Origin of the sequence: Bacillus cereus group sp. BfR-BA-01441 (assembly GCF_022663075.1) — a bacterium.
In the GTDB taxonomy this organism is placed as follows: domain Bacteria; phylum Bacillota; class Bacilli; order Bacillales; family Bacillaceae_G; genus Bacillus_A; species Bacillus_A cereus.
Window position 1 is genome coordinate 1 of sequence record NZ_JAKUEU010000284.1, and the last position, 374, is coordinate 374.

The following is a 374-nucleotide window of genomic DNA, read 5'->3' on the forward strand; positions in this document are numbered from 1 at the left end:
GGATAATAATATACCTCCAGGAAATAACGGTTCTCAGGACGATACTGGTTCTGGTGACAATGGTTCTGGCGGTAACGGTTCTGGTGGCAGTGGCTCTGGTGGCAATGGTTCCGGCGGTAACGGTTCTGGTGGTAGTGGCTCTGACGGCAGCGGTTCCGGTGGCAATGGTTCTGGTGGCAACGGCTCTGGCGGCAGTGGCTCTGGTGACAACGGTTCTGGCGGTAATGGTTCTGGCGGCATTGGCTCTGGTGGCAATGGTTCTGGTGGCAATGGTTCTGGCGGCAATGGCTCTCAAGGCGGCAATCGTGTTAAAGGTGATAGCAGTTCTCAAGGGGGTAATGGCTCTCAAGGTGGCAATCGTGTTAAAGGCGATA

Annotated in this window: 1 protein-coding gene; it reads right to left on the reverse strand. The window is 55.1% G+C overall.

Annotated features, from left to right (window positions below; genetic code table 11):
* Nucleotides 1–33 precede the first annotated feature (33 nt).
* Nucleotides 34–270: a hypothetical protein gene (locus MR107_RS30535; protein ID WP_242293195.1), complete on the reverse strand. Its 237-nt coding sequence runs from the start codon at nucleotides 268–270 to the stop codon at nucleotides 34–36.
* Between the last annotated feature and the right edge of the window lie 104 nt (nucleotides 271–374).